The 20,195-nt window shown below is 46.1% G+C and carries 19 protein-coding genes; 7 read left to right on the forward strand and 12 right to left on the reverse strand.

Translation table 11 applies throughout. The annotated features are described in order from the left end of the window. Positions 1–46 precede the first annotated feature (46 nt). Positions 47–541 carry a DinB family protein gene (locus MKY63_RS04860; protein WP_036686798.1) on the reverse strand — a complete coding sequence of 165 codons (495 nt, stop codon included), beginning with the start codon at positions 539–541 and terminating at the stop codon, positions 47–49. A 220-nt stretch (positions 542–761) separates the two neighbouring features. Here MKY63_RS04860 and MKY63_RS04865 point away from each other — a divergent pair, with 220 nt between their 5' ends. Then, on the forward strand, positions 762–1,325 hold the full coding sequence (locus MKY63_RS04865; protein WP_038569066.1) for a CGNR zinc finger domain-containing protein: 564 nt from the start codon (positions 762–764) through the stop codon (positions 1,323–1,325). 141 nt (positions 1,326–1,466) lie between these two features. Here the strand turns inward: MKY63_RS04865 and MKY63_RS04870 are convergent, their stop codons facing one another. The 3 genes from MKY63_RS04870 to MKY63_RS04880 form a co-directional block, all read right to left on the reverse strand. After that, entirely contained in the window at positions 1,467–1,946 is a 480-nt protein-coding gene (locus MKY63_RS04870; RefSeq protein ID WP_076145467.1) for a hypothetical protein, read from the reverse strand. Positions 1,947–2,254: 308 nt separating this feature from the next. Then, positions 2,255–2,785, reverse strand: a complete 531-nt coding sequence (locus MKY63_RS04875) for a GNAT family N-acetyltransferase (protein WP_339811772.1) — start codon at positions 2,783–2,785, stop codon at positions 2,255–2,257. Positions 2,786–3,138: 353 nt separating this feature from the next. Further along, positions 3,139–5,118 (reverse strand): translation factor GTPase family protein, encoded by a 1,980-nt coding sequence (locus tag MKY63_RS04880; protein WP_339811775.1) that lies wholly within the window; start codon positions 5,116–5,118, stop codon positions 3,139–3,141. 175 nt (positions 5,119–5,293) lie between these two features. Here MKY63_RS04880 and MKY63_RS04885 point away from each other — a divergent pair, with 175 nt between their 5' ends. The 5 genes from MKY63_RS04885 to MKY63_RS04905 all read left to right on the forward strand — a co-directional run bounded on the left by MKY63_RS04885 (position 5,294) and on the right by MKY63_RS04905 (position 10,780). Next, positions 5,294–6,085 carry an SDR family NAD(P)-dependent oxidoreductase gene (locus MKY63_RS04885; protein WP_339811778.1) on the forward strand — a complete coding sequence of 264 codons (792 nt, stop codon included), beginning with the start codon at positions 5,294–5,296 and terminating at the stop codon, positions 6,083–6,085. A gap of 85 nt (positions 6,086–6,170) precedes the next feature. Further along, positions 6,171–7,145 (forward strand): S-layer homology domain-containing protein, encoded by a 975-nt coding sequence (locus MKY63_RS04890; protein WP_339811781.1) that lies wholly within the window; start codon positions 6,171–6,173, stop codon positions 7,143–7,145. A 675-nt stretch (positions 7,146–7,820) separates the two neighbouring features. Then, positions 7,821–8,135: a thioredoxin gene (gene trxA, locus MKY63_RS04895; RefSeq protein WP_076142441.1), complete on the forward strand. Its 315-nt coding sequence runs from the start codon at positions 7,821–7,823 to the stop codon at positions 8,133–8,135. Beyond that, on the forward strand, positions 8,104–9,552 hold the full coding sequence (locus tag MKY63_RS04900; RefSeq protein WP_339811783.1) for a DHA2 family efflux MFS transporter permease subunit: 1,449 nt from the start codon (positions 8,104–8,106) through the stop codon (positions 9,550–9,552). The genes trxA and MKY63_RS04900 overlap by 32 nt, the downstream gene beginning before the upstream one ends. 1,000 nt (positions 9,553–10,552) lie before the next feature. Further along, entirely contained in the window at positions 10,553–10,780 is a 228-nt protein-coding gene (locus MKY63_RS04905) for a hypothetical protein (protein WP_339811785.1), read from the forward strand. Positions 10,781–11,029: 249 nt separating this feature from the next. Here MKY63_RS04905 and MKY63_RS04910 read toward each other — a convergent pair whose 3' ends face one another. Next, positions 11,030–11,806 (reverse strand): hypothetical protein, encoded by a 777-nt coding sequence (locus MKY63_RS04910; RefSeq protein ID WP_339811787.1) that lies wholly within the window; start codon positions 11,804–11,806, stop codon positions 11,030–11,032. Between the two features lie 169 nt (positions 11,807–11,975). Here MKY63_RS04910 and MKY63_RS04915 point away from each other — a divergent pair, with 169 nt between their 5' ends. Next, positions 11,976–13,031 (forward strand): GIY-YIG nuclease family protein, encoded by a 1,056-nt coding sequence (locus MKY63_RS04915; protein ID WP_339811790.1) that lies wholly within the window; start codon positions 11,976–11,978, stop codon positions 13,029–13,031. Between the two features lie 45 nt (positions 13,032–13,076). On the opposite strand, the gene MKY63_RS04920 is transcribed toward MKY63_RS04915, so the two are convergent. The 7 genes from MKY63_RS04920 to alr form a co-directional block, all read right to left on the reverse strand. Further along, positions 13,077–13,418, reverse strand: a complete 342-nt coding sequence (locus tag MKY63_RS04920) for a hypothetical protein (RefSeq protein ID WP_076186722.1) — start codon at positions 13,416–13,418, stop codon at positions 13,077–13,079. A gap of 184 nt (positions 13,419–13,602) precedes the next feature. Then, entirely contained in the window at positions 13,603–15,831 is a 2,229-nt protein-coding gene (locus tag MKY63_RS04925) for a Tex family protein (RefSeq protein ID WP_339171856.1), read from the reverse strand. Between the two features lie 172 nt (positions 15,832–16,003). Continuing rightward, positions 16,004–17,203: an MFS transporter gene (locus MKY63_RS04930; protein WP_076100052.1), complete on the reverse strand. Its 1,200-nt coding sequence runs from the start codon at positions 17,201–17,203 to the stop codon at positions 16,004–16,006. Between the two features lie 172 nt (positions 17,204–17,375). Next, a complete protein-coding gene (locus MKY63_RS04935; protein ID WP_339811793.1) occupies positions 17,376–17,984 on the reverse strand; it encodes a TetR/AcrR family transcriptional regulator in 609 nt (202 codons plus the stop codon). Positions 17,985–18,140: 156 nt separating this feature from the next. Beyond that, the gene (locus MKY63_RS04940; RefSeq protein ID WP_036686777.1) at positions 18,141–18,491 is read right to left on the reverse strand and encodes a type II toxin-antitoxin system PemK/MazF family toxin; all 351 of its coding nucleotides are present in this window, start codon (positions 18,489–18,491) and stop codon (positions 18,141–18,143) included. A 3-nt stretch (positions 18,492–18,494) separates the two neighbouring features. Then, a complete protein-coding gene (locus tag MKY63_RS04945) occupies positions 18,495–18,776 on the reverse strand; it encodes a CopG family ribbon-helix-helix protein (protein ID WP_025698676.1) in 282 nt (93 codons plus the stop codon). Between the two features lie 215 nt (positions 18,777–18,991). After that, the gene (gene alr / locus MKY63_RS04950) at positions 18,992–20,173 is read right to left on the reverse strand and encodes an alanine racemase (protein WP_036686775.1); all 1,182 of its coding nucleotides are present in this window, start codon (positions 20,171–20,173) and stop codon (positions 18,992–18,994) included. Positions 20,174–20,195: the final 22 nt, after the last annotated feature.

Genomic DNA, 20,195 nt, shown 5'->3' on the forward strand with positions numbered 1-20,195 from the left:
ATACCGGAATAGCAGTGTACGGCTTGTATTTTTAAATATGGAGGTTCTAATTAAAACTACGGTTGGACACCCACGAACCCTGCAATTTACGCAGCATAATAATTTGTCCAGTATGGTACGAATCGTGTAGGATAAGGCTCATTACCTCTTCCCCTGGCGCATGACCCGAACCGCCCCAATCATACGCGCCTTCTTCCAGCGCTTCAATGATTTCTCTAAGAGCAGCATGCACGTCTTTCAGGTCTGCAACGGCTTTCGCCCATGCTTCTTCTCCTTCAGCTGTTACAGTAAAGGTATCATCGTTGCTTTCAGCATCGGGTTGTTTGGGCAACCCTTTTAGCTTTCGCAGCAAACGCACCTTATAATAAGTTAGATGGTTAACCGTTTCCCAGATAGAATTGGCCGCCCCACCCTCTGGCTTCCAGAGAGCCTGTTTGCTATCCACACCTTCCAGCGCATCGCTAAGCGGCGGAGCCCAATCCTCGATATCCATGCAATAATCCCAATTTTGGAGCAAGACCTCACTGATTTTATTTTGCATGTTCAACCTCCTAAAAATTTGTGTAAACATAAACTTCATGGTGTAGCTTCAAAAAGAACTACTTCAAAGCGAACTAATATGTAACGACTTAAACCATAATATAGTGGTTACAAAAGAAATGTAGCATATTTCCAGATTGTATTCAAGTAACTAGCTAAACTTATTTTTAACTGTTACAATGATTTGTAATGAGCGTTGAATCGGAAAGGATGAACAGACCGTGTTGTGGGAGGATTTCATTAACAGTTACTGGCGGGATTGGCGAACAGGAGATAAGAATAAAGACCGGGACAGACTCGATGAAGAAGAGTGGGTTTTTAAATGGCTGAAGGAGTATGCTCTATTAGAAACACAGATGCCGAACACGATAGAAATGGCGCAGCTTAAAAAGCTTCGCTCACTACTATGGAACTGGGTACAGGCCATTGTGCAAGGAAACTCGGTGTATGGAGAAATACTGGAACAGCTCAATGTCTATATGGACAAGGGTCCTGTTATACGGCGAATTGTGTGGAAAAGCGACGAGCAAGCGGAAATAAAGCTATTGCCACTCCATAGTGGCTGGGAGCAGGTAATGGCGGAGATTGCAGCGTCTTTTGCCGAGGCATTACTTGAAAAAGAACCCACAAGATTCCGTATCTGCGAGAATCCCGATTGCCTCTGGGTCTATTACGATGATACACGCAACCGCTCCAAGCGGTACTGCGATGACAAAGCCTGTGGCAACCTTATGAAGGTGCGGCGTTTCCGGGCGCGGAAGAAGGCTGAGTCTGAGGGGGAATAAAGTCTATAGGCTAATAGATCATATTAAAACTCTTATACTTAATATAAGCTTGTTATGTGTATGAAGGATAAACTTGAGGTTATTAGCGCAGTGTGAATTACGTACATTTTTTACTCTCTATGCATCCATTAGAGCCTACGGTTAAGCTGGTAATGGAGGAGGCGAGATCCAACCCACTGTTAAATCCCCCTCGTGATGACTTTCAATAATAATTCCTTTATCCAAATTTACAATCCATGTATCAAATCCAACAGCAATAACATCATTGAAATTGTTTATAATATTTTTTAAATTAGTCTCCACTACCGGAAGATTGAACTCATTCCACACAATAAAATAGTTATCACGCAATAAAATAGACTCTATGTCTTTCAGTTCTTCCGGTGTCTTAAAGGATTTCTTTTGATCAATAGATTCCCAGTCAATCCGCGCCCACTGTGTGAAATTAACTATACTCTCCATCATAGCTACAATCTCGGACGACTTTTCTAAACTATATATTCTTGTGTTGGGACCTAAAGCTTCGATACACTCACTGTACAGAGAACCTGATGGGTTCTCTATTTTCACTCTTTTTTTCAGTTGCTCCATACGAAATAGCCGTGCTTGTTTATCACTCACTTTCTCACAACCTTTAACTCATCCTATTTTTTAGTGAAAAAAACCTGGCCTTCTCTAGATAGTTTTGTGCACGGAGCTTTATGAACTCATGAAATAGCTGCATTTCATACACTTATTCCGCATCCAAATGGGATCATCAAGACTTTAATTGTATTCTGTACACTTAAAAACTAGAAAATGTGCCCATAGAGTAATAAATCACGAAAATAGGTGTACGAAATACAGTTATATTTTTTGACGGGTTATTCGCAGGATTATAGTTGTACAAAATACAGTTAAAAGCTTCTGTACATCGCTCCCCTTGGCTCTTAACCCCCAACAACACCAATATCCCTCCACCCGATCATGATCTCTTCGACAACCTCATTCCCAATCTTCACTTCTTTTGTCGCAACAGATTGCCCACCCACTTTGTGGTAGAAATGAATCGCGGGATTTCCTGTTACCACCCAAGTCATGAACGAGCTATATTTTTCCTCCAATAAATTCTGTGCTACGCTTCTTATGAGTTGCCTTCCAAGACCCTTTCCTTGCTGTTCCTTAAGCAAATAGAGTGCATATAGCTCCGCATCATAGAGATCTGAGAGATCTGGCCCTCTTCGCGCTCCTCCATTTGCAAAACCAATAATCGTCCCAGTCCCAGCCTCATCTTCAGCCACATACATAACCTCGTCTTTATTGGGCGTTTCAAAATTCCGAATCCAGAGCTTCCTTCTAGCTTCCACTGTAATTTTATCGAGAAACTCATCTGATATTAGCCCTCTGTATGTGGTTTTCCAACTCGTAGCGTGGACAAAAGCGATCCCGTCTATATCACTAGCTGTTGCTTCTCTAATCATCAATTTAATTCCCCCTTAGATTTCCGATAAAAGCTTCAGCTAGTCCAACATTGACTAGTGTTCAACCACTTATTCCTCTCAAACAAACTATTGAAATCACTTTTGGCTACCGAATTGATATGTTTTTCTGAGCTGTATAATATTCACATGCCAACTAAAAAACGAGGAGATGTCTTCTACTTCTACTTCTACTTCTACTTCTACTTCTACTTCTACTTCTACTTCTACTTCTACTTCTACTGGAGCTACTTTCATATCTTCTAATAGTTTTCTGAGTATATCTTAGTACCAACATCCTCGCACACTCTCTAGTTTTTTATTCCCCGTCAGCCCATTTAGTACTCTAGCTCAATTTAACCTTGCAGTGCCTTTCGCACGCTTAATATATATTTTGCCTGATCAAGTGGATTCACGCCCCGGCGGGTACGCTCAGCGGATACGTCTGGTGGACATTCTTCATAGCCGGCAAAAAAAGAAGTAAACGTGCTGCGCCCCTTCGTGTAGGAGCTTAAGCTGACGGGATAATCGAGCGACGTTGCCAACGGCAGACGTCCTTCGATGATCATCCGTTCGCCTTGCAGCACGGGAGGCTCGAACGTGCCACGCATCTGCACAAGGTCGTTCATCACCCGTCCGCCATTCTCCTCAGGAACCACGATGCGAACCTGCAGAATCGGCTCCAAAAGCTTAGTGCCTACCCGAGCGAGTCCGTCCATAATTCCCATCGGAGTCGCCACAGCAAAATCCAGCGGATGGGTATGCCATACATGATGTTGTCCCTCGATCAAGGTCACTTTAAGATCGGTAACCTCCCAGCCATACAAACCCTGTTGTAAGGCTTCTGGTACTCGGCGTGCGGTTTCGCTCTGATATTGCGGCAGCAGGTCGGAACTCCGCACTACCGAATCGTAGACTAAACCACTGCCCGGAGATCCCGGCTCAATCTGAAAGCGCAGAATCGCCCAGCACGGTTTCGGCATCGTGTAAGCGATAAAACCCTCCCCGGCACGGGCTGGCGTTTCTTTATATATGACAGAAGGCTGACCGAAAGTAACCTTCAGCGCATATCGCTCCTCCAGAACACTGTTCAGAATCTCCAGCTGAATCGGTCCCATTACTTTGATATGCAGCTCCCGCTCATCCTGCAGCCACTGCGCATCCAAAAGCGGATCTTCATCCGCCAGTTCCTGCAGCGCTCCGATAACCTTATGGTCATCCACATCTGGTTCCCAGAATACACGCACCGTTAGCAGCGGCACAGCCAGCTTCGCCTCCTCCGGAATGGCCCCCGGATGGCCGAGCACATCTCCGATGCGCACCCCTGAAAGGCCATAGATAACAGCAATATCTCCGGCTTCAAGCGCTCCGACATCCTCGGTCCGACCACCTTCGACCTTGCGGATCTGGGTCACTTTCCCCTGAATATCCTGCGTATAATTCATCAGCGTATCGCGGTTACGGATCGTCCCTTCATAAAGGCGGACAAACGCCATCCGTCCCATACTTTTATCACGCTGAATATTGTATACGATGCCTGACACCGCCCCCTCCACATTCCCACCAGCGCGCGGAAAATACTCAACCATCGCATCCAGTAAGGCAGTAACCCCAAGCCCCTTGGCGGCGACGCCATAAACCATCGGAAAAAAGCGGCCTGATGAGGCGGCTTTTTTCATATATTTTTTCCATTCAGCCAAATCAATAGTGCTACCTGACATATACTTCTCCAACAGCTCTTCGTCCCGTTCCGCTAACGCCTCTAATAATTCTGTTCGTGCGCTAGCATCAGCTTCGTTCTCCCATAAATCTCTTGCTCCTATGTACCCCTTCTCTTTGCCGATGGGTTGCTGAACTGGAATGATATCACTAGACAAATAATTTCGCGCTTCTGCCAGCACAGCTTCAGGGTTAGCGCCTACGCGATCCATTTTGTTCACAAAAATAAGCGTGGGGATTCCCAGCTTCCGCAGCGCGTTCCAGATCATCTCACTTTGGGCCTGCACACCCTCCACGGCTGAAAGAATAAGCACCGCACAATCCATCACCCGCAAAGACCGCTCAACTTCGGACAGAAAATCGACGTGCCCCGGGGTATCGACCAGATTAATATGCACACCTTTCCAAGCAAAAGAAGCCAATGCCGCCCGTACGGATATCCCCCGCTGCCGCTCCACATCCATTGAATCCGTCAATGCCGTCCCAGTGTCTACGCTACCAAGCGCGCGAATGCGACCGCTTTCATACAAAATATGCTCCGTTGTTGTCGTCTTCCCGGCGTCCACATGGGCAAATATCCCCACATTAATCCGTTCTGCTCCCTGCTGCTGAATCATCTATAGTTCCCCTATCATGAGCTAGATTTATCTGAATTTATATTATTTACATCCTTATATTCCATAGTAATATATCCACCCACGTTGTTCCACCCTCCAGTTCAATTGGTTAGATTCAGCTATGCCGGGTATGTAATTACTAATAAGAAATCTAACGCCGAGGAGGAAATTCATCATGACAGATAAACGTTTGCAGGATAAAGTTGCAGTGGTTACAGGTGCTGGTTCCGGTATTGGAAAAGCTACAGCCATAAGGTTTGCCCAACACGGAGCTAAGGTATATATGCTTGACCGCACTCCCGAGGATTCCTATGAAACTAAACGTGAGATTGAATCTATTGGCGGTACAGCAACAGTAATTGAATGCGATGTCTCCAATCCAGGTCTGGTCGAAGAAAGTATTCGTAAGGTTGGGGAGGTGGCCGAGAAGATTGATATTGTTTTTGCCAATGCTGGCATTAATGGTACATGGTCTCCAATCGAAACACTAGAAATCGAAGATTGGGACCAGACACTGGATACCAACCTACGCAGCACCTTTGCCACAGTAAAATATGCCATCCCCCATATGAAAGAAAATGGCGGCAGCATCATTATCACCAGCTCCATTAACGGCAACCGAGTATTCTCGAACATTGGCGCTTCCGCTTACTCATCTTCCAAGGCAGGACAAGTTGCTTTTATGAAAATGGCTGCACTAGAGCTGGCGCAATACGGCATCCGAGTAAATGCCATCTGTCCTGGATCAATCGATACACAAATTGGAGATAATACGTATAAAAGCGATGATCTTCAAGAAGTGAAGATTCCTGTGAAATTTCCGGAAGGTAATCATCCGCTGGAAAATGCACCGGGTAAGCCTGAGCAGGTTGCCAATCTGGTATTATTTCTCGCATCGGATGAATCTTTTCATGTTACGGGAACTGAGATTTATGTAGATGGTGCCGAGTCACTCCTGCGCGGATAAGTTTTTACTCGAATCGTTATAATATTTTAAAATCTATGCAACATTTTGGTCTAATCTACCATCTAAGAGTATGGAGGTGACGCAAATGAAAAAACCATTATTCATAAATAATGCTAAAAAAATGACTATAGCCTGCGGCATTTTGGCAGCGAGTGTGTCTTTTGGGGCATCCGCTTTTGCTTTTTCAGATTTGAAAGGTGATCCTGCGGAAGCAAAAATCAACTCTTTGCATAAAGAGGGGATTATAAACGGAGTAGACAAAGATAAGTTTGCCCCTAAATCTAAGGTAAGCTTTGCGCAAGGGATACAATTCATCGTTGGGGGTCTGAATCTTACTCCGCAACCAGCGGTAGGTAGTAATTCTTCCAAAGCCAGTGATTATTTCGATAAAGTGAACGACAAAGCCTGGTATGCTTCGGCTTTCCTGACTGCCAAGCAAAATGGTCTTTCACTCGACCGGACAGTGGATCCTAACGGAACCATCACCCGTGCTCAGTTCGCTCACTTATTGACGCAAGCGCTGCAAAGTAAAGGTAACTTCCCTGTTACGCTGATGTATGTAGACATTAAGGATGGCGATAAACTCTCTACGGAGGTTATAAATAGTCTCCAGATCCTGCTGAATACAAATATTGCCACACTCGATAAGAACGGTAATTTCCGGCCAAATGATGCTATTACCCGCTCTGAAGCTGCCGCTCTCATCTATGATGCAGCCGCTTTTGCTAAACGTGTAATTGTATCTAATGGCAGTCCCACTACTCCCACCTACGAAACAGAGGTTACGTTGACCAAAGCGGGTGAAGGCGTAAATAAAGCCACACTTACCGTTAATAATCTGCCTAACCCCGGGTATGGGCTGGTGATTGAGCGAATCGAATTTGGTAAAGACAATACGGCTGTGATTTACTTTAACGTGACTGCTCCTGAACCAGGGAAAATGTACGCGCAGGTGATCACAAAAGCATCTGTTGCCACTTATCTGCCAGATGGATACAAAGCTGTCGCTCAACCTGTAACTGGCTCTGCTTCTTATTCGTCTTCTAGCGCGGCACAATAATATAAATTCAACTTGAAGGTTTTAGAGTTAGGAGTCCGACGCAGCTGCGGTGTATATTTGGACTTCCAGCTGCCGTTTATGACGGCTGAGATACGGAGAAGGGATGCCTCAAAAGCCATCATATGGCTGCTGAAGCATCCCTTATTTGTTGTTTGTTGTTCCTTCCCCCTTTATCCCAACTCCGAACTCTGATTGATTAAGTAACGCCGCTATCGGACTCAGATGACCTTAACACAGCTGTTTCTTGTCTAGTTCTCTCTGAGTTCTCTCTGAGTTCTTTCAAACTTACAAAATTGACTGCGTTTTGGGTGAACCCGGCATCCCCTTGTTGTGCTTGAGAAAAACAGAAAAACCGCAAAAACCCTTGATTATACAAGGATTTTACAACCCGCTAGTGACCGAATTACATGCCCGATTCAGGTTCGTGTGGCAGCAATATCGTGGAGGTTCGAGTCCTCTCGACCGCATCATTTACAATCATAGATCTATCAACTGCTTCAAGCGCAATTAACGGATCTTTTTGTTTTATATGTACAAGCACAGGAGTAAGTGAAAATCGGTTTGACAAAATACTGATTTAGATATATTGTGGATACACTAAGTCTATTATTTATCCTAATTATAGATATAATGGATCTATAATATATTTTATTAATCTTGAAAGGATGATTCATAATGGCAGTTCTCCATGCGGAAGATGCTACTTTTGCACAACTCATTCAATCGAAAGGAATAACTGTAGTCAACTTCTGGGCGCCCTGGTGCGGACCGTGCCGGATGTTTGCACCTGTGCTGGAAGAGTTTGAGCGGGAGTCGGATGCTACAATAACTGTAGTGAAGGTCAATGTGGATGACAACCCAGAGACGACTGGAAAATACCACGTGATGAGTATACCGGCCACACTCATATTCAAGGATGGACAACTACGGCAACAAGAGGTGGGGATGTTATCCATACATGCCTTGCAGCAGCTCGTTGCATCCCAATAATACCTCTGAAAGCGGTGAAGACAGCTTGACTAATAAACCCAGCATTATTGTAGCCTCTCTGGTGGTTGCCAATTTTCTAGCCCAATTAATGCAAACGATGTTAAATACGGCGTTGCCGCGTGTCATGCAGGATCTTGCCATTCATGAGAATCAAGCGCAGTGGCTGATTACGGTGTACTACCTGATGATAGGTATAACTGTTCCTGTTGCTGGATTTTTGATCGGAAAGTTTACTACGAGGGCCTTGTTCATGGCCTCTGTCGGAGCGTTCACAGCAGGAACACTGATTGCCGGGATCGCCTGGAGTTTCCCCCTAGTCCTGACGGGGCGTTTGGTTCAAGGCATCGGTGCGGGTCTGCTGTTCCCTCTGTTTCAGACGACGATACTCAGAGTCTTCCCGAAGGAGAAAATCGGTGCAGCGATGGGAGTAGTCGGTTTGGTTCTGGGGTTGGCTCCTGCACTTGGGCCTACTCTGTCTGGGTTCGTGGTTCAGAATCATTCATGGAGACTGTTGTTTTATGCTGTGGCTCCGCTCGCAGCCGCCAATTTATTCTTAGCGCATTTCACGCTGCGGAACGTGGGAGAGACTCATCAGACCAAGCTCGACACCAGGTCCATTATCTACTCTTCACTCGGATTCGCTGGTATATTATATGGTTTTAGCATTGTCGGGGAAGAAAAGGGAAATCCTGTTGTCGCAGGGATCATCCTTCTGGCCGGATTCCTGATCGTGGCGCTGTTTATTAAAAGACAGCTCAAGCTCACGGCACCTTTGCTCGATTTCAAGCTGTTTCGGCACCGCTCCTTTACCAGTTCTTCTATTGTGGGGGTGATCTTATTTGCGGTGATGGTGGGAGTTGAACTCCTTCTTCCTCTGTATGCACAGACGATAAGAGGCTTAACACCAAGGGAGTCCGGGCTTATGTTGTTGCCAGGTGCACTGCTGATTGGTGTCTCCGGTCTGATCTCAGGCAGACTATATGACCGGTTTGGGGTTAGCCGCGTAACCCAGGGAGGATTTCTGCTCATTCTGATCATGGCAGTGGCTCTTGCCCTCACGTTATCAACAGAGACGTCCTTTAATCTACTGGTTATAATGTATGCCCTGCTTATGTTTGGAGTAGGGGCAGTTATGGCTCCAATTACGGCCTATGCCATGGCAAGTATCCCCAACACCATGGTTGCACATGCTTCTCCAATGACAATCACGCTGCGCTCGCTCAGCGGTTCAATAGGAGGCGCCTTGCTTGTAACGATAATGACTTCTACTGCGAGTGCCAGTTCCTTATCCTTTCCATTGGATATGCTCAAAGGGGTCCACATTGCATTCTGGACGTTGACGGCTCTTGCCGGATTAGGATTATACTTGTCTTTTCATCTGCAAGAAGCGAGAAAGCTTAAACCTGCTAATATTTAAATTCTTAATCTATCCTGTATTACCCGGCAGAATCCTCTGCCGGTTTTTTTGGTGTGGCTTCCGGTGCAGGGGGAAATTCCTGAAGCGCACTTGAGACTCCATGCTTAAAGCATATTTCCCGAAAAAAAGCTGTACTGATTATAATTTTTGCCCCCACTTTTACAGAGGAGGCCCCACCAGGGTCTGACACATATTTAAGCAGAGGTGGGACGTCTTTGGTAATTCCCCATAGATCGTCTCATAATCCAACTTGTTGTTAGCTATCGGACTCCATCGTCGCTATTGTCTTAAAAAACACCCAATATGAACCTATTTCTAACGAATAGCTGCACTGGGGTCCGAACTGTGCTCCAATCGCTAAAAACATATGAATAGCGTCATCTGGGTCCTCAAGCTAACTCAGGCTCAGAAATGCTGATTACTTGGCAGTGAGGATTATCAAACTACGAGCGATTAGATCATATTTGTGTGCATGAAGCTATTTGACGGTAATGAACATCAAACTTCGAGCGATTAGATCATATTTGAGTGCATGAGGCTATTTGATGGTGATGAACATCAAACTTCGAGCGATTAGATCATATTTACACAGACGCAGCAGCTATCGGACTCAGATGACCTTATACGCAAAAATATGCCACTTTTACGATGCTATCGGACTCCATCGTCGCTATTGGCTCAAAAAGCACCATAGATATGCCTTTTTCTGATGAATAGCTGCACTGGAGTCCGAAACTGTGCTCTAATCGCTAAAAAAACGCGAATAGCGTCATCTGGGTCCGTAAGGATCAGCGTGTATCAACGGATATGAAAATCCGCTGAAGCAGGTAGCCAAAAACAATATACAAATCAGCGATGCTCCAATGTTTGCGTTATGCGAACGCAGCAGATAGGTGTGTAGTAGATAGGTGCACAGCAGTTAGGTGCACAGCAGTTAGGTGCACAGCAGTTAGGTGCACAGCAGTTAGGTGCACAGCAGTTAGGTGTGCACCAGTTAGGTATGCAGCAGTTAGGTATGCAGCAGTTAGGTGTGCACCAGTTAGGTGTGCACCAGTTAGGTATGCAGCAGTTAGGTGTCCAGCAGTTAGGTGTGCACCAGTTAGGTGTGCACCAGTTAGGTATGCAGCAGTTAGGTGTGCAACAGATGGGTCTACAGCGGATAGGAATGCAGCTACTATCGGACCCAGTTGACCTTATTCGTTGCATAATCGCACATTTGGACTACTAAAGGACTCCATCGTCGCTATTGGCTCAAAAAGCACCATAGATATGCCTTTTTCTGATGAATAGCTGCACTGGAGTCCGAAACTGTACTCTAATCGCTAAAAAAACGCGAATAGCGTCATCTAGGTCCGTAAGGATCAGCGTATGCCAACGGATGTGAATAATCAGTTGAAGCAGGCAAACAGCGTCCATAATAGCGCCATCTGAGTCCGTAAGCTAAGGCGTCCATATTAGCGTCATCTGAGTCCGTAAGCTAAGGCGTCCATTGATCATGAATAATGCCGACTAATGCATGGTCTTCTCCGATCTTCTCAAAAACTAGACGCAGGCTGCGCCAATCCATTCCCTCGACAGAAGGATCGATACCAGCAATATGATATTCAACGAAATCATATTGCTCCTTTGGATACACTTCGTTTAAGTTGTTGATTGTCGTCCCTTGTCCAAGCCCCTTGTTCACAGCAATTTCGGCCTTCTGAATGAAGTCCGCATCGTAGACAAACCGCTTGTAGTAATCTGCGAATGTAAGCTCGATTAAATCACCGGAGCCAGCAAATGTTCGCCAGACTCTTTTGGTAGAGTCATTCATTAATCCTTCTACTTCCTCCTGGGTGAATACAAGATCATTTTTTGTATCCACGTATGCATATGGAGAGAAGCGTAGCCCTTTATCCCGATGTACCCACGCCGCTAATTGCTTCATATCCTTATTCTTAATGGAGTTCATTACCGTAGACGCCGCTTCCTCAACTAATGGCGGCAATCCCTCTAGATCCTGCGGCTGTCCCGTACTTGATGTCTTCGTCTCCTGTGGTAGTTCCGTCTCCTGTGGTGGTTGTGTAGTAGCCGCTGGCTGTGCAGTTTGTGTGTGCTCTGGTGTCTGCTTTGGCGTCTGCACTGGCGTCTGCTCTTGTGAATGCTCTGGCGTCTGCTTCGGCTCCGTCCCTGCTTCTGGCGTTCCGCTACATGCTGTAAGCCATAACATTGCTGCTATCAGCGCCAGCCCACCGATTTTTTTTGCGAAGTACATAAGATCCCTCCTTAGCTTCGATCCTTCACTCTTTAGACTGATTTGAACAAATGAAGGTTGCAAGCTTATACTAAAACTATCAATCATACAACTCTTATGAGAGGGCGGGGTTATCATTCATTTAACAGAAAAACTTAAAAGCCTTCCCCTAACTCCCGGTGTTTATCTCATGAAGGATAATCTCGGTCATATTATATATGTTGGCAAGGCAAAACAGTTAAAACGGAGAGTCCAATCCTATTTTCAAAACTCAAAATCTCATTCCCCAAAGGTTAAGCAACTTGTAAGAAATATTAAAGATCTGGAAATCATCCTTACGGATACAGAATTCGAAGCCTTTATGCTGGAATGCAAATTAATTAAAGAGATCAAACCCATGTACAATAAAAAAATGAAAAATCCGCAGGCTTATACCTATATCGTAATAGGAGCGAATGAAAAAATACGTTCGTTAGAGATCACCTATGATCCTGCGGTCAAAGAAGGCACTCAGGTTTTGGGTCCCTATACAAGCAGAAGCACGGTGGAACGGGCAGTGCAAGGCATTAAAGAAAGCTCAAAAATCCTTTGCAGCAACCCTAGCTTTAAAAATTCCCTATGCCTAAACCATTCGCTTGGCCTATGCATAGGGATGTGTGCAGGCGGAGATGCCGCTGTTCAATATAATAAAATTATTGATCGGGTCATTGGCTTACTAAACGGCTCAGATTCCAGCATCCTCGAGGAAATGGAGCAGCGGATGGCAGTGGCCGCGGAGCACTATGACTTCGAAACCGCCGCCAAATACAGGGATTATATTGGAGCTGTCAGCTTCCTGATTCACAAAGAGAAGGTCATCGAATTCGCTCAAGAGAATCAGAATATTGCAGTTCTTGAGGCCATGAATGAACAGACGCTTAAACTCATTCTGCTCAAGGGCAACCGTATCCTGTCCCATACCAAGCTACAATATGATCAACCGGATATCACCCACCTGCAAGCGGCAATAAAGTCAGCGATTATGACCACTTTTCACAGTGAACCCAATCAGACCCCGGCAGCGATCGGCCGCCATGAAATTGACGAAGCACAAATAATATACAGCTATTTAAAAAGCAGCTCCTGCAGCTACATCATCATTCAAGAGGATTGGCTTGCAGCTGAGCAACGTTCCAATATGGAGACTTCGGTAAATGAGCTGTTGCAGATTTTTTTAAATGCGCTTCCCTCTCATTCCTATAATTAAAAGGTACGGGTTGTAACTGCGGTGAATGTTTGGACTTCCGGCTGATTATAGTAAACGGCGGCCTGCCTTTGCAGGCTGCATTTTTCGGTTTTGCTTCTTCAACAATCTTTTATAGCGTTTTTGAGTGTAAAGCACCTCACCCGCCTCCATTACCGTTTCCTTCGCCTCATTAACAACCAGCTTAGTTTCCTCCACACATTCCTTCATACGATTGATCTCCGATTTGAATCCCTCAGATCTGTCCTTCGCCTGCTCCAACGTGATCTGAATGTTTCCCTTCATCTCATCTATAGGTTCTTTCAACCCCTCTACTGATTGCTTAACTCCGTCAAGGGATTGCTTCAGGCCATTCACACTATTTTTTAATTCTTTCAATGGATTTCCCACATCTATCTCCTCCTAGTAATAAGCCATTAGTTCAACTGTTACTCTAAACTTACCCAAAGAGTGCACGTCCTTCACTCCTATAATGACAAAAAGGGTTCCAGCTGAAAATAATCAACAAGAAGCCAGTCCCCAATAATGGAGACTGGCTTCTTGTTGTCGTTCTTTGAGGATCACTTCGATCTGTCTACTTTACGCTTCCCGCCTCAACACGCGGCGGACGCATCGTCAAGCTGACCCGGCCCTTCTTCAGGTCAACCCCCATCACCCAGACGGTGACATTGTCTCCTACGGAGACAACGTCCATCGGGTGCTTCACAAAGCTGCCGCTGAGCTGGGAAATATGCACCAGCCCATCGTTTTTGATGCCGATATCGACAAATGCGCCGAAATCGATAACGTTGCGGACGGTTCCCTGCATTTCCATGCCAGGAACCAGGTCCTCGATCTTCAGCACATCGGTGCGGAAGATCGGCAACGGCAGCTCCTCGCGCGGATCGCGGCCCGGACGCTGCAAGCTCTCCAGGATGTCGCGCAGCGTAGGCACGCCGACATCCAGCTTCACAGCCAGCTCCTCGGCATTTTGCACCTCAAGCTGTGAGGCCACTTCTTTGCTGCCAAGCTTATTCACATCGAGGCTTAGCTCACGGAACAAACGATCCACCACCGGATAGGACTCGGGGTGAATAGGCGTGCGGTCCAAGGTGTTGTCTCCACCCGGAATCCGGAGAAAGCCGATACATTGCTCATAGGACTTGGCACCTAGACGAGGTACCTTTTGCAGCTGCTTCCGAGTCGTGAACTTGCCGTTCTCTTCCCGGAATTTAACGATATTCTTAGCAATTGTTCCATTAACCCCTGCTACATAAGAGAGCAAGGCAGGAGATGCCGTGTTCACATCCACGCCAACATGGTTTACCGCTGATTCCACGACGGCTTTAAGACTCTCCTCCAGATGCTTTTGGGAGACGTCATGCTGGTACTGTCCCACACCAATAGCTTTCGGATCGATTTTCACCAGCTCCGCCAGCGGGTCTTGCACACGACGGGCGATAGAAGCCGCGCTGCGCTCCGCTACATCCAGATCCGGGAATTCCTCCTGCGCCAGCTTGGAAGCCGAATAGACACTCGCTCCCGCTTCATTAACGATCAGGTACGCCAGCTCTGGATTGCCAATCTCGGCAATCACTTCTGCTGTAAACTGCTCCGTTTCACGCGAGCCTGTACCATTGCCGATTACGATGAGCTGAATGCCGTACTTAGCAATCAACTCTTTGAACTTAGCAGCAGCTTCGAGCTTCTTGTTGTTCGGCGGCGTCGGATAGGTCACAGCTACCTCTAGCAGCTTACCTGTATCGTCTACAACAGCCAGCTTACAGCCAGTACGGTATGCAGGGTCAACACCCAGCACACAACGTCCCTTTACTGGCGGTTGCAGCAGCAGGCTACGTAGATTGCCAGAGAAGATCGAAATCGCCTGGTTCTCCCCACGTTCGGTCATCTCTCCACGAACTTCACGTTCTACAGAAGGAGCAATCAAACGTTTGTAGGCATCCTCAGTCACTGCTTCCAGCAGTTCCTTCACCGGGGATGGCCCTTTAATAATTTTCCGTGCAATATAGGCATGAATTTTATCAGTCACGACCTCAATGCCTACCTTCAATATATTTTCACGCTCACCACGGTTAATTGCTAAGATGCGGTGAGGTGGCATTTTGTGTACAGGTTCACGGTAACTATAGTAATTTTCGTATACAGATTCTTGTTCTGCATCCTTTGCTTCAGACACAAGAATACCTTGACTTGCTGTATACTGGCGAACCCAAGAGCGGATCGCAGGATCATCTGCTATGTTCTCGGCAATGATGTCCAGTGCGCCTTGCAGCGCTTGTTCTGCGCTCTCTACTCCCTTTTCCACATCAATATATTTCGATGCTTCAGTCTGTGGATCCCCTTGTCTTTGCTGCTCCAAGATCCAGTTAGCAAGCGGCTCAAGTCCTTTTTCCTTCGCAACACTAGCCCGCGTCTTACGCTTTTGCTTGAAGGGACGATACAAGTCCTCTACTTCCTGAAGCTTGACCGCATTGATAATTTGCTCATGAAGCTCTTTGGTCAGCTTACCCTGCTCTTCAATATTGCGTATAACGTCTTTTTTACGTTCGCCTAGATTGCGAAGATAACCCAGCCGTTCTTCAATATCACGAAGCGCATTTTCGTCCAGCTCACCCGTCATTTCCTTCCGATATCTGGCGATGAACGGAATGGTATTTCCCTCATCCAGCAGTCCTACCGTAGTGCGTACCTGTTTCAGACTAATGTTCAATTCCTTGGCAATCGCTACGGTTATCAATTCCTGCTCCCGCTGTACGTTTGCCTCATCCGTAATGACTTCCGTATTGCTGTTATCTACCGCCATTAGTATCCCTCTTCCCGTACACAATCTGCTTATACATATCTTGATCTCATAATTAAAATAGTATCACAGATTCGGCTCTGCACAAAAGACCAGCCCGAATAGCGCGCTTTGTACTGAACCGCTGTGCGATAAAGCGAGGCATGGTAGAGTGGTCAGAGCCCGGATTCGGCGATTACGCCCGCTGTCCCATTCCCCGTTTTCCGGAACTCAGTGACAATACAAAACACAAAGCCAGAACGAGCGCGGCTGCCCCATATGGGAAGTTAATACTAAGATCAAACAAATACCCTGCGACGATAGGCCCAGCAATATTTCCGAGACTTGTATAAGCTGAGTTCATTCCCGCTACGAAACCTTGCTGCGATTCTCCGGCCATCTTGGAAAGCTGTGTGCCTACTGCTGGACGCAGAATATCCATTGCAAAGAACACAATAAAGGTAACCGTAATAATCGCCCAAAAGCCGCTTACAAACAAGGTCAGCAGAATAAACAATGATGAGACTATAAGACAAGTGGAGATCACCTTGTTCTCCCCGAATTTATTCAAGATCCAGCCAAACGCGGACACCTGCACCACCGCACCTGCAATAGAACCAAAGGTAATTACAAAAGCGATATCCTTAGGCGTAAAGCCAAATTTATGGTCCACGAACAATCCGAACACCGTTTCATAATTAGCCAGCCCAAAAGCCATAACAAATACAATAATTAAGCCGAAAAAATACGGTTCGCGATAAGAACGCATCAGCTGCGTCAAGAAGCTTTCCTGATTATTTTTTGATAACGTCGCTTCCTTACGTTTCTCTTCAGATAGAGACTCAGGCAAAATTAAAACTGTAATTAGAGCTGCAACTCCAGCTGCCCCAGCCGCACAGAAAAAGGGTACCCGCATTCCAAGCTCAGCAAGATAACCGCCAATCCCAGGACCAATAATAAAGCCGGTGGTAATGGCTGCATTAATTAGCCCCATTCCTTTAGCTCTCTCTTCAAAAGAAGTCGTGTCTGCTACATAAGCCATAACTGCCGGCATAATTAAAGCAGCTCCTGCACCACCAAGCAATCTCGAAACGAACAAGAGCCAGGGTACATTGGCCAGACCAAAAATCAGCTCCGATATCGCAAACACGATCAAACCTGCTACAATCACCTTTTTTCTACCGATTCTGTCGGATAATCTGCCGGCAAATGGCGATATTAATAATTGGGCAAGCGAGAAGGAGGCGACCAAGAGCCCGACAGTACTTCCGCTGATCCCAAGCTCATTCATGTAGGTTGGCATTATTGGGACTACTAGCCCAATTCCAGTAAAAGCCAGAAAAATATTAAGCATAACAAGCAGCATAGCGCCTCTGTTTCTAAGTAACAATGACATTGTATTAACCCTCCGTGTGTTTAAAGCCAAAACTTCGAATATTATGCATGTTAAGACCGACCATCCGGTCTAAATAATAGTAAAAAAATACCCCTTCCTATTCCGGTGCCTTTGAGAAGCTTCAGCCTTCATGTTCCTGAATGTAAAGCTTCTTTTCATGCCCCTCGTTATCTTACCCCGTACGGATCCCTTGTAATAATAAATTTACTGCTTCCCGGTAATATTTTTTTATATCCTCCTGGGTCTTCTCATGAATCGAGAATTCAGAAACTCTTCCAATCCCTTCAAGCATGCCACTCACGATGATTACATAGTTCTCTAAGTCGCCCTTTACCAAATATCCTGTTTCAATCCCTTCCTTCAAAAGATCACGACAAGCATGTGAGGCTGCTTCATAAAGAAGTGAAAGCCGCTTGCTAATCTCTTCCGGGTGGCATCTGCTTCTGGAGAATTCCTCGAGCGCATGAATCAGTGGATTTTGAAAATCATTTGCGTAATGCTCGGCTAACGCATAAAATCGTTCTTCGATCCCTGCAATTTCCTGTTTCTTATCATTCCACGCTTGCAGCCACTCTAACGTATCCACTTCCACTACAAATAGAAAAAGCTCATCCTTGCTCGGAAAATGGTGATACAGACTGCCCTTACTGACATTCGAGGCTACACAAACTTCATTCATAGTTACGGCAGCATAACCCTTCTGTACAAACAGCTGCGTGGCCTTACGCACAATTCTTTTTTTAGTTTCTTCTCCGTCTGAGCGTCCTTTGATTCTAAGCACCTCCTAAACCGACCGTACGGTCTAATAATATCAGATCATTTTCAAAAAGTGAAGACCTAACGATTCTTTATTTACTATACGCAAAAACGCATATTAAAAGACGCCCGGATTCGTACCCGAGCGCCAATCTCATGAGTTATCTATAACCTAGGGTGATTAAAAATCAATCAGACCAAGGCTGATTTGCAGCGATTCATCCACCTTTTTCATCGTTTCATCATCAAGGTGGGTGATCTTGTCAGTTAAGCGTTGTTTGTCAATCGTCCTAACCTGTTCCAGCAAAATAACAGAATCTCTGTCAAAGCCATGAGCAGCTGCGTCAATTTCCACATGTGTAGGTAACTTAGCCTTCTGGATTTGGGCTGTGATTGCAGCCACAATTACCGTCGGGCTAAAGCGATTGCCAATATCGTTCTGGATGACCAGAACTGGCCTTACTCCGCCTTGTTCAGAACCTACAACCGGCGAAAGATCAGCAAAAAAAACATCGCCACGTTTAACGATCAATGTCTACACCCCGCTTACTAAGCGGCCAAGAGTGCTGTCTGCATCTTCCTCCGCGAGGAAAGCCTCGCATGCCATGGTCAAGTTGATCTTAGCCATTTCCATGTAGCCGCGCTGCATGGACTCCCGGATGGAACGTTTCCTCCGTTCGCTCAAGTACAGCTTCATGGCCTGCCTAATCAATTCACTCCGGTTGGAATTCTCCAATTGAACAATTCCGTCCACTTCCTGCAAGAGATGATCGGGCAAGCTGATCATGATTCTTTTGGTGTTCTGCAAATTAGCCACCTTCTCTTCCACCCCCACAAACCTTCTGCCCTTGTGTTCCAGTGTTACAATATACAAGGAATTTTATACAAGGAATATATGCCGCCAGTATATCAAGTATGCTGCATCCCATTATAAACTAGAAATGGTGGTTCGTATAGGCTTTTAGTCACATCTCCTAATACGATACAATTCCTTCTATTTTCTCCCTTGTATAACATCACTGTCAAGAACTTTCAGTTTGTGAGTAGAGCATTTACTAATTTAGGAAGTGTGCCTTCACTTATATAAACGCGTGGCACCCGATGAGCCAACATGCAGATAACCTCGTAGTGAATTGTTCCAAGCTGGAGAGCCAACTCGTCTGCCGTGATCATCACGTCAGCTTGACGGCCGATGAGAACAACTTCTTCGCCTGCTTTAATTTGTTCCGCTTCTGCAGCGAAAGATTTGAGTGATACCATACACTGATCCATGCAGATTGTTCCGACGACAGGAACGCGGCGTCCACGTATTAGCACCTCCGCTTTGCCAGTTAGCATGCGGGAATATCCATCTGCGTACCCCACAGGTAGCGTTGCAATAATCTCCTCGCTCTCTGTGATGTACCTAGTGCCGTAACTGACGCCCCAATCGGCAGGCAGGCTTTTGACATATACAACCTGCGTCTTCAGCGTCAATACCGGACGTAGTTCTACCAGTTGACGGTTCACCTCTGTGGAGGGATAAAATCCGTACAAGCTGATGCCTACACGCACCATGTTGCTGGATAAATAAGGTGAATCAATGGCCGTAGCGCTATTGCCCGTATGTATGATCGGGATCTGAATGTTCTGCTCCCGCAGCGTTTCCGCCACGCTCATGAACCGTCGATGCTGTTCCAGTGTATAGCTTTTGTCTTGTTCGTCTGCCTTGGCAAAATGGGTAAACATACCCTCCAGCTCCGCCTGCGCAACAGACTGCACTTCAGAGATAAATGCAGGTGCGTCAGCTGGTAAAAGACCCAGTCGTCCCATCCCGCTATCAATCTTGATATGCACCTTCAGCCGATGTTCCGGATCTATAGGAAGCTGTCTTATAGCCTCCAGTACCTCCGGTGTGAACAGTGTTACAGTTACATGGTTCTCCCAGGCAACGGCTATTCCTTCTGGGGAAGTGTAGCCAAGCACCAGTATAGGAATCAGTATTCCCGCCTGACGCAGCTCCAATGCTTCATCCAAAAAAGCCACACTAACATAATCTGCTCCGAGTCTTTCCAGCTCCCGTGTCACTTCCACTGCTCCATGGCCGTACGCATTTCCTTTGACGCATCCCATAAACTTTGTCTCTGCCGGCAAGTAGCGGCGAAAGGCTTCGTAATTGGCACGCAAATCATCCAGATTAATTTCGGCTACTGTCGGTCGATAGCTTGCTTGCACTTCAAGTCACCTTCTTACGTTG

Source organism: Paenibacillus sp. FSL R7-0189 (assembly GCF_037969925.1).
GTDB classification, from domain to species: domain Bacteria; phylum Bacillota; class Bacilli; order Paenibacillales; family Paenibacillaceae; genus Paenibacillus_AQ; species Paenibacillus_AQ odorifer.